This is a genomic window from Thermalbibacter longus (assembly GCF_023806485.1).
Lineage (GTDB): Bacteria > Chloroflexota > Chloroflexia > Thermomicrobiales > Thermomicrobiaceae > Thermalbibacter > Thermalbibacter longus.
In genome coordinates, this window is sequence record NZ_JAMSLR010000008.1 from 152,714 (window position 1) to 164,527 (window position 11,814).

The following is an 11,814-nucleotide window of genomic DNA, read 5'->3' on the forward strand; positions in this document are numbered from 1 at the left end:
ACCGGTTCGGAGCCAGCGGCTGCCGATTGCCCGGCTTTCGCGCTGGTGATACGCTTTTTGCGAACATCGTGGAGAGCCGCTGGGTGGAGGGGCCGTCGATGCGTGTCGAACCGTTGATCTTCGAGTTGAGCAAACCAGGGCGTCATGGTGTCTCGGTGCCTGATCTCGATGTCCCCGAGGCACCGGTCCCCGATGAGCTGATCCGGGAGGAACTGCCGCTTCCGGAAGTCAGCGAGATCGACGTTATCCGGCATTTTACGCGCCTTTCCCAGCTCAACCATGCCGTCGACATCGACATGTACCCTCTCGGCTCCTGCACGATGAAGTACAACCCGAAGATCAACGAGGTCGTCGCGCGCCTGCCTGGCTTCGCCCAGATCCACCCGCTACAGGACCCGCGCACTGTGCAGGGCGCGCTGGAACTGATGTATCGCCTCCAGTGCTACCTGGCCGAGATCGCCGGCTTCGATGCCGTCACGCTCCAGCCCGCCGCTGGCGCCCACGGTGAGCTGACCGGAATCCTCATCGCCCGTGCCTACTTCGACAGCATCGGCGACCACCGGCGCACGACCGTTCTCATCCCCGACTCCGCACATGGCACCAACCCGGCGACGGCCGCCATGGCCGGCTTCAAGGTCGTCGAGGTGAAGTCGGACAAGCGCGGCAATGTCGATATCGACGAGCTACGTCGACTGGCCGGCCCGGATACCGCGGCGCTGATGATCACGAATCCCAACACGCTCGGCCTATGGGATGAGCACATCGACGAGATCGTCGAGATCATCCACGGCGTCGGGGGGTTGGTCTACAACGACGGGGCGAACTTCAACGCGATCCTGGGCATAGCCCGGCCTGGCGACCTCGGCGTCGACATCATGCACTTCAACCTGCACAAGACCTTCTCGACCCCTCATGGTGGGGGCGGCCCGGGTTCCGGCCCAGTTGGCGTGAAGGCACATCTGGCCAGATTTCTTCCGGGACCGGTCGTGGCGCGGAACGAGGGGGGCGATCCAGAGTACACCTGGGCTTGGCCGGAGGCCTCCATCGGAAAGATCCACTCGTTCCACGGAAACTTCGGCATGCATGTTCGCGCCTATACCTACATCCGCATGCATGGATCCGAGGGGCTTCGGCAGGTTAGCGAGGACGCCGTCCTTGCCGCCAACTACCTGCTGGCACGCCTGCGTCAGGCCTACGACCTTCCGTACGACCGCACGTGCATGCACGAGTTCGTCCTATCGGCCACACGGCAGAAGCAGCGCGGTGTTCGTGCCATGGACATCGCCAAGCGCCTGCTCGACTTCGGCTTCCACCCCCCAACGGTCTATTTCCCGCTGATCGTGCCCGAGGCGTTGATGATCGAGCCGACCGAGACCGAGAGCATCGAGACACTCGATGCATTCGCGACCGCCATGCTCCAGATCGCCGATGAAGTGGAGCGCGAACCTGAGCACGTCCAGCATGCGCCACATCGCACGTTCTACAAGCGGCTGGATGAGGTGCGGGCAAACCGGGAACTGAACCTTCGCTGGGACCCGCAGCAGAGCGCGCCGCTCCCCGCAGCAGCGGACTGAGCTCGCCTCGTCCTGTCTAAGCCACCACCTCGCCGTCAGGATCGCCGGCGACCGATATACAGTCGCCCTGGCGCCGTCGAATAGCCTTATGGCAAAATGCCAGCCAGGCGAGACGCGTCTCGCCCTGATGAGAGAGCATACGGAGGGAGCGCGTTCGGATGGATAAGAAGACGCTGATCGACGGGCTCAACCACGACCTCGCTGGGGAGCTGCAGGCCATCGTCATGTACATCCACTATGCCGCGGCGGCCACCGGTGTCGAGCGCCTCGAGCTGGCCGAGTTCTTCGAGCGCGAGATCCAGGACGAGCTACGGCACGCGCTGTTCCTGGCCAACAAGATTACCGCCCTCGGCGGCACGCCGACCGACGAGCCACTGCCGGTACCGAAAGCCAAGAACAACCAGGAGATGATCAAGAACGTGCTCGACGCCGAAGTACGGACGATCGCGGCCTACAGCGAGCGAGTGAAGCAGGCTGAGGAGATCGGAGATCTCGGCCTGTCGAACGACCTCCAGGACATCATCTCGGACGAGACCCGCCACAAGGAAGAGGCGGAGAAGCTCCTTCGATCCTGAAAGGTGACCACCAGCACTCTGGCCATCCTCGGGCTCGCGCGTTACCCGGGCATCGGAGCGCCGGACAGGGCAGGGACCACCCACCTTGGCCGGCGCGATCTCTTGCCCCCGACTCCGCGGCGTCAGTGGCTTTCGGGCAATGCCCTCCCCGCCCGTGCCAGCGCCTCGCTCAGCTTCTGATGCTCGACCGCCAGGGTAAGGTCGCCGCGGGTACGCTCCAGGACCCCCCGGACCATATCCGTTGTCCGGCGCAACGCATTCGTGACCGCATCGGGATAGTCCACCTGGACGAGGACGCCGTAGATCTCGTCCATAACCTCCAGCATCTTCTCGGCACGCTCGAGCTGGCCGTGCCGTATCGCATCCAGCACGTGGCGACGAAGTTCTCCGGCGGCTTCTCCGAGGGCATTGAGGTAGCCGGCATCGTCGACCTGCAATGCCTCTGGCCCCGGTAGCGGGTCTCCCCCGATGATCGCCCTCGTCAAGCAGGCTTCGGCGAACTCCTTGTGCGCATCCTGCACATAGCCGGACCAGTAGATGGCTGGGTAATCCGCCAGGTGACTCGTCAACAGTTCCTTGATCCGCCGGGCCTCTGACAGAAGATCATCGGCCAGGGCGAAATCACCCCGATGCACAGCCCGTATTGCGTTCGCGCTGAGCCGGGTGAGCTGGCGGGTCTCGGCCAGCGCGCGCTCCCGGGCGCTGTTGACTCGATCGAGCCTGGCGAGAATGCTCTCGCTGACGCGCGAAATGTCCGCTGGTTGCAGCATCGTCCTCGGTCTCCTTGCCAAGGCATCCTCAGAGTTCGGGCATCTGCTGCCGCGACACGTCCGAAGCGACACGGCACGCTACACCTCTTCGCGCTGGCCGACTGGCGTCGCGGCCGGCAGGACGGCACCTGCCTGTTCGAAGATACGGCGCAGGATCACCAGCGTCGAGGCGTACGTGGAGTCCATCCCGTAGTAGGACAGGCCTCTCGCGCCCAGCGTATGCGCTCGGCTGTATGGCGTGTCCGATGCGTAGTGGATAATCCCGAGGTCGACAGGGATCTCCGTCAAGTTGACGTGCTCTCCCTGCCCGTAGCGGGTGAGGAACGTGTCCTCGTAGAGCGCGTTGAGGTACGGCCCCGTCTCCATCTCGACAACCGTGTAGTTCTCGCGGTAGAAAAAGTCCAGATAGCCCCGGTTCTGCAGGTAGGTGCCGAGTACGGACACGGCCCGCTGCCGGTCGAGCGCCGAGCCGTAGATCAAGTAAGGCCGGAGATCCTCGGCGCTGAAGCAGTTGCGAAACCAGTACGTGTTACCGCTGTGCTCGTCGTAGACGACGTCGGAGAGCATCACGTCGCCGATCCGGGCGTTCAGCGTGGCCGCCTTGCCGAGGATGTACACCCCCTTGAGGCGATAGGTGCTCGCTGCGATCTGCGAGAGCAGGTGATAGGCTCCGAGTCCGAGCGGGTAGTTGATGTTGAGGATCACCGCATCAGTCGAGCGAAGATCGAACTCGCCCAAGCTCTGGAGCCGCGGGTCGAAGTCCTCCGGGCAGAGCCGGTTCAGCTCGATGACTTGCACCCCGACGTCGACAGGCCCATCTGGCTCGATCGTCGTAATCCCCCGCTCCCGCTCTTCCTGGTCGCGTCCCGCCCGCTCGTCTGGCCATGTCACGTAGTACAGTCGGGCCGTGTAGTAGAGCAGGTTCTCCCAACTGCTCCGCACCTGCCCCGCCTGGAGCTTGCGTAGCTCCGGCAAGAGCTCCGGATGCTGTGTCTCTTCGATGAAACGCACCAGCGCATCGCGCCGGCGACGGGCGGTACCCGAGAGAATGTTTGCGATGCTGTGCATGTTCGACGAGACGAAGTAGAGCGGGCGATCGAGCAATCCGCGTTCGCTGATGAAACGCTCGACCGGCGACCACCAGGCCCGTGCGGAGCGAGCGTATCCGACGTAGCTGCCGGCCAGGAACTGGATCGTAAGCCGCTTCTTGGCCCGGGCGACTTTGCTCAGATACTCCCAGAAGCGGTCTCCCCAGGCCTGGCGCAAGCGACGCCAATCAGCCTCACTGATCGAGAGCCCGGTTCGAACGCGCTCCTCAGCGCCAGATGCTAGCGGCTCGCGCAGCGCGACTGATACCGCTTGACGGAGGTCCTCGTCTCGTTCCGCCAGGCTGTACATCTTGTTCCACTCGATCTGCCACGCGACGATCGTTGGGATAACATCATCGAGATCCGAGGCTGAGGCCACGTAGGCAGCTAGCGTGCCCTGACCGTCGCTGTACCATCGGCGCCGGCGTCCCGGTGCCGTGACCGGCTGCCAGCGCTCGAGGTCGGCAAAACCGTGCCGGGCAAAGGTCGCCGCTGACTGGCCCAGCACGATGCGCTCAGCGTCGACGATCGCCGTTGGCAAGCGAAGCGTGCTGTACATGACTGCGTTCATGTCTGGCGCCGGCTCGCGGGCTCCCTGGTGCAGGAGCGACGCGACGTTGAGGTGAGCCGGCACCAGCGTCTCGACCGGCACCGGGCCCGAGCTACGCAGCAGCGTGTTGTACGTCTTGACGTACAGGTCGACCTCACGTTTGCCGGCTGGGTAGCCGCCGGCAGCCGTACCGCGCGGCCTGGCTTCCACGTCGACTCCCTCCCAGCGAGCGGCTCTCCGCGGAGTATACCGCTCTACCTACGCGCGCGGCGGGCTGTGAAAGGGAAGCTCCGCACTGGGTCCGCCGGCGAACTAGGCAGTGCTCCGCCTCGGACCTAGTCGAGCGACCGCGGGTGGCGTCCTCCGCGTAGTCCTCCCACGATCCTTCACCGCTCCTTCGGGCCTAGCTGCCTCGGCGATCGGGAACAGAGGCTCGAGCGGGATTTAACTCTCGCGGTCGCGGCCCACTGTCGTCTGCTGGGAGAGGAGCTCACGCGCGTAGAGGAGGGGATCTGCTCCCCTCCTCTACACGTTGCCGGTGTTCCGGCAGGGATTTAGACGACGCCGAGCAAGCGGAGGAGCAGGAGGATAACCAGGATCGCGATAATTGTCCCGAGCGGCCCGTAGCCCCAGCGAGCGCTGTAGGGCCAGACCGGTAGTGCGCCGATCAAAGCCAGAACGAGGAGAATGACCAGGATCAGCCATAACAGGCTCATTCGTTGAGTTTCCTCTCACGCTACGCCTCTCGGGGACTTGAGGTGCCGGGGAAGCCAGGTCCCGTCACCCGTGATCCGTCGAGGCCCTCCATCGCGGAACCGGCGGCACATCGGTCGGCGCGCACCTGCCAGGCGGGTCGACACCTGCCACAGTGACCCGCCAATCAGGCCTCGGCCGCTCCCCACCATACCGCCATCCGTACGCGCCCTCGCGCGTCCTCTGTAGCATACCTGCCGCAGCGATTTATGTCAATAACCGACAAAGCGATTCGCGAGGGCACGGAATTGGCTGCCGGATTCCATCAAGGGTACTGTGCAAATGGACAGTACGCAGCTGTTCTCTGTTCCTTCAATACAGCCGATAAAGCCCGGAGAGCGCTGGAAGCAAACACCTGCCCAGCATTACTGATAACGGTGACAGATTCTGGCATCCCGCCAGCGACGATAAAGCATCCAGCCTTGAAAGCAGAGATGTCGGGCGAACTCGCCTGGGATCCGGGAGTGGCACTCGGGTGGCCGCAGCAGCCTCATGTCATGGTCAGGAATCCCGAGAATAGAGCAGGCGATGAGGTAGCCAAAGTAGTGTGAGGGCATCACCCCTGATCCGTTGTAACCAGCCGCAATGTAGAGGTGCTCATCAATGCGGCCTGCGACAGGCCACCAGTCGCGGGTGCGCGCCGTCACGCCATGCCACTCGTACTCGACCGCCACGCCGTCCAACCAGGGATAGCGCCGGATCAACTCCCGCTGACCAACCTCTCGAGCGTGCCGGTCGAGCGGCCATGTCGTTCGCTCGAAAACGCGGTGACCCAGAACATGCCGGTAGAAGAATCGACGATCCGGGGTGCCACGTACGGTGTGCGTGTAGTAGCCACCCTCTTCGAAGCGAATCGGCCAGCGCTCTAGCCCGCTGCGTGCCCACTCGTCATCGGTGAGTGACCGTGTGACAATGACCCGGTGATGCAGTACGGCAATGATGTCGCGCGCAAGTCCTAGCTGGGGTGTGTAGGCGTTCGTCGCAACGGCGACGTCCCGCGCAACGACCCGTCCACCTGGCGTATGAAGCGTGATCGGCTCCGAGCCCCTCCCGCGCTCGATCCGCAGGACCGGCGACCATTCATACAGTTCAACGCCATGGCGCCGGTTCGCCTCCACCAGCCCCGCGATCAACTTACCCGGGTGCAAGGTGTTTGTGTATCGGAGCGAGGCGGCCGAATAGAACGGAGAGCCGATATGTTCGCACAGCTCATCGCCGAAAAGCACTGCATCCGGCGGCACTCGCCGGCCTGTGTACAGGGTGAGGGCCGGGACCGACTCCACCAAGTCAAAGCCAAGGTCCTCGATCTCAGCGAACGCTTTGAGAAGCTGGTAGCCTCGATCGGCGCTCGACGGCAACGTCTGGCCGCGGAAACGCGGTCCGACCGCGCCAGAGTTGCGCGAGCTCGCGCCGGAGCCCATCCGCTGCATCTCGAGGACCGCCACGCGCAGCGACGGCTGGTTGCGCTTAAGATAGTAGGCGATCGCGAGGCCGGTGAAGCCGCCGCCGATCACGGCTACATCCACGTGCATGTCCCGCTCGACCCGTGGACAGCGTGGAAGGTCTGGGATTGTGTGCATCCAGTAGCTCGGCGAGCGCTCAGGTTCTTCGCCCGGTCGCGGACGCGGACCCGGCAGCCGGTCTGCGGCCAGCAACGGGATGGCGATGCCGGCCAGGCCAGCCAGACCTGCCCACCAACGGCGGTTCATCATGCTCTTCCCTTCTGCCCCGCGCAGTTCCTCAACCACCCGTTGCGATCAGCCGGTTCCGCACCTCCAGCAGGCGCTGCCCGGATCGGGAAGATGCCGGGCCGGGCCATCGGGCTTCACGTCGGGCGCCGCCGACGCGGGCCAGGAGGCAATCCGAGCACGATGGCCCAGCGCTCATCCGGCACTCGGGTCGTACCCGTAGGCGCGGCGGGCTTGGTCCAGGCTGATTTTGCCGTCCTCCAGGTCGCGCCGGACCAGCTCGCGGTCGCGCTCCCGCGGGTCGCCGTAGCCGCCGGCCCCTCCGGTCACCACGCTGACCACCTGTCCTGGTTGGAGCAGGGCGCGCCCGCTTGCCCCGAGCGGCTGCCCATCGACCGTGATGATGGCCTTGCCGCCGGGCCAGCCACCGAAGAGCCCCCAGGGCGGGCTCAGCCGACGACTAGTCGAGCCCCGGAAGGCCGCCACGTGGTCCAGCACCCGGATATCACGCCGGATGGCCAGTCCACCGCGCCAGGTACCCGGCCCCCCTGAATCGGGTACCAGCTCGTAGCGTTCAACTAGTAGTGGGTACTCGACCTCCAAGCTCTCGACCGGCAGGTTCGAGGTGTTGGTCACGTGGGTCTGGACGCCGTCGAGCCCGTCCTTGGTGGCGCGGGCACCGAAGCCACCGCCGATCGTCTCCAGGTAGGAGTAGTAGCGCCCGGTACGGGGATCGACCCCGGAGAAGGTGATGCTGGTGTTGGAGCCGGTGCAGGCGGCGATGACCCGCTCTGGCACGGCCTGGGCCAGCGCCCCGAGGATGAGGTCCACTACCCGCTGGCAGGTCTGTGTCCGCCCGTTGATGGCGGCCGGCGGGGAGCAATTCACGATGGTGCCCGGCGTGGCCTCCACGTGGATCGGCCGGTACATGCCGGCGTTTGGCAGAATTGTCGGGTCCACAACGATCTTCACCGCGTAGTAACAGGTGGCCAGCAGGGCCGTCCAGACCATGTTGAGACCGGCTCGGACCTGCGCCGGATTGTCGCGAAAATCGAGGAAGAGCTCGTCGCCGCGCACCTCGACCGTGACGCGCAGCGTTAGCTCCTCGTCACCCAGCTCCTCGTTGTCGAAGCGGTCCTCAAAGGCGTAGCGTCCATCTGGGATCTGCTTGATCCCACGCCTCGTCTGGCGCTCGGCGTAGTCGAGCAGGGCGTCGCTGGCGGCGCGGACCGTCTCCACGCCGTACTTGGCGCAGAGGGCCTGGAAGCGCCGGACGCCCAGCCGGTTGGCCGCGAACTGGGCCCGCAGGTCCCCGAGCCGCTCGTGGGGAACCTGGCAGTTGAGCAGGATGAACTCGAGGATATCCTCGCAGAGCACGCCACGATCAAAAATCTTGACCGGTGGGATGCGTAGCCCCTCCTGGAAGATGTGCTCGTGTCCCCGGTCGACGAAGTCGGCGTGGTGCGACAGGTTGGCTGCGAAGGCAACGACGCGCCCCTGCGCAAAGATGGGCGAGAGAACGACGATGTCGGGCAGGTGAGTGCCGCCGCCGGTATAGGCATCGTTGCCGATAAACATGTCCCCCGGGTCCAGCGTCTCGATCGGGTGGCGCCGGAGCACCTCCTCGACGATCCCCATCAGGGAGCCGAGGTGGATCGGGATGTGCTCCGCCTGGGCCAGGGTGCGCCCCTGGGCATCGAAGAGAATAGTCGAGCAATCTCGCCGTTCCTTGATGTTGGTCGAATACGAGGCGCGAATCAGTGCCATGCCCATCTCCTCGACGATCGAGGAGAAAGCGGAGCCGATGATCTCGACCGTAATAGGGTCGAGGTTTCTGGCTTGGGACACAGCGTTCATGGCCGAACCTTCCACTATTCCTCGCTCAGAATCAGATTCCCGTACTCGTCCACGTTCGCCCACTGGCCAGGAAGGATGAGTATCGTCGAGTCCATCTGCTCGATGATCGCTGGGCCGGGGATCAGCATCCCCGCACCGAGGCGAGCACGGTCGTAGAGTGGGACCTCGCCCCAACCGCCGTTCTCCGGGATATAGGCTCGACGAGCGCCAAGACGGGCGTCATCGAGGGAGCCACCTTCAGGGATGCGGCGTGGCTTCGGCTTGGAAACGACTCCGCTCGCCTCGAGTCGAAGGGTCACGAACTGAACCGGCTCGCCTGGAGCAGCGTAGCCGTAGGCCTGGTCATGCGCGTCGTGGAAGGCTTTCAGCACTGCTGGCAGGTCGTCGGCCGTAAGCGGGTGATTCGGGAGCTCTATTGGGAGTTCGTAGTTCTGTCCGATGTATCGCATGTCCGCAATCCGGCGCAGCCGGCGATCAACCTCAGCCAGTCCCTCCTCGCGGAACCAGTCCTCGGCGACGCGCTCCAGTTCGGCGAACGTGTCGCTAATTGCAGGCAATGACTCCGGGATCGCTGGCGCGACCTGCGTACGCGAGAAGTCGGTACGCAAGTCAGCGACAAGCAGGCCATATGCGCAGAGGATGCCCGGGATAGTCGGGACCAGTACTCTCGGGATTTCTAGTTCCCGAGCCAGGTGCGCTGCATGCAGCGGACCGGCACCACCGAACGCAACCAATGTATAGTCACGCGGATCGTAACCGCGCTCGACCGAGATCACCCGGATGGCGCGGGCCATGTTCGCCGTGGCGAGCGCGATGATGCCCTGCGCCACCTCCTCGCGGCGCAGGCCCAGCCGGGTGGCCACGGCGTCGATGGCACGATCGGCCGCGGTCGCGTCAATGGGCATGCGCCCCCCGAGAAGGGCCTCCCGGCTGAGGAGGCCAAGCGCCACGTTGGCGTCAGTCACCGTCACCGCCTCACCGCCGCGACCGTAGCACGCGGGGCCGGGATCGGCTCCGGCGCTCTGCGGGCCGACTTTTAAGTGCCCGCCGCTATCGATCCAAGCGATCGAGCCGCCGCCAGCGCCCACCGTGTGGATGTCGAGCATCGGCGTCCGGATCGGATAGCCGGCCACTTCCTGCTCCATCTTTACGCCGGCCTGGCCACCATTCACGAGCGCGACGTCAGTGCTCGTGCCCCCCATGTCGAATGTAATGATGTTGGGAAAGCCTGCTGTCGTGGCCACAGCGACGGCTCCAACCACCCCTGCTGCCGGGCCGGAAAGCACAGTGCGTACCGGCAACCGTGCAGCCACTTCGAGCGAGATGATGCCGCCGTTTGACTGGGTGATGTACGGTGAGATCGGCATGCCGTAAGTAGCGAAGCGGTCTCGAAGACGGCGGATGTACCTGCTCATGATCGGGCCAACGTAGCTGTTGACGACCGTGGTGGAGAGCCGCTCGTACTCGCGGAACTCCGCGAGCACGTCGTGAGAGAGGCTGAGATAGACGTCAGGTAGCTCCTCCGCTGCGATCGTAGCTACCTGATCTTCGTGCTCGGGCATCAGATAGCTGTAGAGAAAACAGACAGCAAGTGATTCGACCCTAGCCGCTTTCAGTTGACGAATAGCTTGACAAACCGCTTCGTGATCCAGCGGCCGGAGAACTTGCCCGGTAGCTAGGACGCGCTCGGGCACCTCATAGCGCAATGCTCTGCGGACGAGGGGAGGCGGCTTATCGACCTGGAGGTCGTAGAGGTCCGGTCGGCGCTGTCGACCGAGTTCGAGCAGGTCGCGGAATCCGTCCGTTGTAATGAGACCGACCTGGGCACCATTGCCCTCGAGGAGGGCATTTGTCGCTACCGTGGTTCCGTGTCCTAGGTAGGACACCTCGGTAGCAGGCACACCGACCTGCTCGAGAATCCGAACCACGCCGTCGGCGATAGCCTCACTTGGATCACGCGGAGACGACGATAGCTTGTAGACAGCTAACCCTCCTTGCTCGTCCAGGAGGCACACATCAGTGAAGGTACCTCCCGCGTCCACGCCGACCCGGACCGCCATGCACCCCCCTTTCACCTGGTCACGAGTTGACAACGAAACTCGCAGCAAGTATACTCGCTTCGTGAACAAAAGTATATACTCTGATATACTCCTTATCGTCATCTAGGTACGCAGGAGTAGGTAGGCAGGAGACTCTATGCGAAACGGCGTTCGCAGCGCTTCAAGAGCGGTGCCCCGGAAGGCCGACATTGCGTACGAGCGGCTGAAGGAGCTTCTTCTCACCTTACAAATTCAGCCCGGAGCTCCAATCGATGAGCGTGAGTTAATGAGATGGCTATCAGTGGGGCGTACCCCACTGCGCGAGGCGATCCAGCGGTTGAACCACGAGGGGTTGATTATCCAGGTACCGCGCCGCGGAAGCTGGGCGGCACCTCTCTCGATCACGGACGTCCAGTACCTGATCGAAGCGCGTCGTCTAGTTGAACCTCCGGCGGCACGACTGGCGGCGGCTCGGATCACTCCAGAGGAGATCGAGCAGCTTCGTACCGTGCTGGAGCGTGCCGACGCGCTAGTCGCAGCGGGTGACAACGCCGAGTGTGTCCGGCAGGACCAACTGTTTCACGCGCTTGTCGCCGCTGGTACGCATAATCCAACGCTCGCTCGGATGGTGCAGCAAGTTAATCAGGAACTCCTTCGATATTGGTACGTATCATTTGTTTGGGTCGGCGGACTTAGCTCGTCTTTCACGCATCATCACCTCATACTTGATGCAATCGCGCGCCGGGATGGGGTCGAAGCTGAACGCCTCATGCACGAACATATTGACCTGTTCCGGGAGCGCATTCGAGGGATGATTGGGGCAGAAGTACCCGCCGGGGCTTCGGTCGTACCGTAGGCTTGCCAAAAAGTCGAGGGGGAAATGGAGGGCGAAGTGAGCGATATCCTGCGGGTTGGGGTCG

At 63.9% G+C, this 11,814-nt stretch carries 9 protein-coding genes; 3 read left to right on the forward strand and 6 right to left on the reverse strand.

Translation table 11 applies throughout. The annotated features are described in order from the left end of the window. Window positions 1–98 precede the first annotated feature (98 nt). Window positions 99–1,574: an aminomethyl-transferring glycine dehydrogenase subunit GcvPB gene (gene gcvPB / locus NET02_RS11975; RefSeq protein ID WP_284057651.1), complete on the forward strand. Its 1,476-nt coding sequence runs from the start codon at window positions 99–101 to the stop codon at window positions 1,572–1,574. Window positions 1,575–1,732: 158 nt separating this feature from the next. Then, complete coding sequence (locus NET02_RS11980) at window positions 1,733–2,149, forward strand: ferritin-like domain-containing protein (protein WP_284057652.1); 417 nt, start codon at window positions 1,733–1,735, stop codon at window positions 2,147–2,149. Between the two features lie 122 nt (window positions 2,150–2,271). Here the strand turns inward: NET02_RS11980 and NET02_RS11985 are convergent, their stop codons facing one another. The 6 genes from NET02_RS11985 to NET02_RS12010 all read right to left on the reverse strand — a co-directional run bounded on the left by NET02_RS11985 (window position 2,272) and on the right by NET02_RS12010 (window position 10,915). Further along, window positions 2,272–2,919: a haloacid dehalogenase gene (locus NET02_RS11985; protein WP_284057653.1), complete on the reverse strand. Its 648-nt coding sequence runs from the start codon at window positions 2,917–2,919 to the stop codon at window positions 2,272–2,274. A gap of 78 nt (window positions 2,920–2,997) precedes the next feature. Then, window positions 2,998–4,767, reverse strand: a complete 1,770-nt coding sequence (locus NET02_RS11990; protein ID WP_284057654.1) for a DUF6909 family protein — start codon at window positions 4,765–4,767, stop codon at window positions 2,998–3,000. Between the two features lie 344 nt (window positions 4,768–5,111). Beyond that, window positions 5,112–5,273 (reverse strand): DUF3309 family protein, encoded by a 162-nt coding sequence (locus NET02_RS11995; RefSeq protein ID WP_284057655.1) that lies wholly within the window; start codon window positions 5,271–5,273, stop codon window positions 5,112–5,114. A 402-nt stretch (window positions 5,274–5,675) separates the two neighbouring features. Next, window positions 5,676–6,824: an NAD(P)/FAD-dependent oxidoreductase gene (locus tag NET02_RS12000; protein WP_284057656.1), complete on the reverse strand. Its 1,149-nt coding sequence runs from the start codon at window positions 6,822–6,824 to the stop codon at window positions 5,676–5,678. A gap of 369 nt (window positions 6,825–7,193) precedes the next feature. After that, the gene (locus NET02_RS12005) at window positions 7,194–8,855 is read right to left on the reverse strand and encodes a hydantoinase B/oxoprolinase family protein (RefSeq protein WP_284057657.1); all 1,662 of its coding nucleotides are present in this window, start codon (window positions 8,853–8,855) and stop codon (window positions 7,194–7,196) included. 14 nt (window positions 8,856–8,869) lie between these two features. Then, on the reverse strand, window positions 8,870–10,915 hold the full coding sequence (locus NET02_RS12010; protein WP_284057658.1) for a hydantoinase/oxoprolinase family protein: 2,046 nt from the start codon (window positions 10,913–10,915) through the stop codon (window positions 8,870–8,872). Window positions 10,916–11,051: 136 nt separating this feature from the next. Between NET02_RS12010 and NET02_RS12015 the strand changes: the two genes are divergently transcribed. Then, window positions 11,052–11,750 carry a GntR family transcriptional regulator gene (locus NET02_RS12015; protein ID WP_284057659.1) on the forward strand — a complete coding sequence of 233 codons (699 nt, stop codon included), beginning with the start codon at window positions 11,052–11,054 and terminating at the stop codon, window positions 11,748–11,750. Window positions 11,751–11,814 lie beyond the last annotated feature (64 nt).